A 281-nucleotide genomic window follows, 5' to 3' on the forward strand; every position below is an offset into this window, starting at 1 on the left:
TCTTAATTTATCGCCCATTTGATGTTGGTGACTTAATCAATGCCGCTAATGTCACAGGTCGCGTCAGCCACATGAGCTTAGTATCAACCACAATTAAAACATTAGATAATCAACGGCTTATTGTGCCTAATAATAAAATCTGGGGCGACACCATCAATAATATTACCGCCGAGCATCAACGCAGGGTCGACATGACTTTTGGCATTAGTTACAGCGACAATGTTGAGCATGCTGAAACCATTTTAAAAAGTATTGTCGAGCAACATCCAAAAGTACAAGCG

Annotated in this window: 1 protein-coding gene; it reads left to right on the forward strand. The window is 40.6% G+C overall.

The features are described 5' to 3' along the window. On the forward strand, positions 1–281 hold a 281-nt coding region (locus tag AAEY78_RS12705; RefSeq protein WP_352339687.1), incomplete at both ends, for a mechanosensitive ion channel family protein.

It is taken from the genome of Psychrobacter sp. 16-MNA-CIBAN-0192, assembly GCF_040309565.1.
Taxonomy (GTDB): domain Bacteria; phylum Pseudomonadota; class Gammaproteobacteria; order Pseudomonadales; family Moraxellaceae; genus Psychrobacter.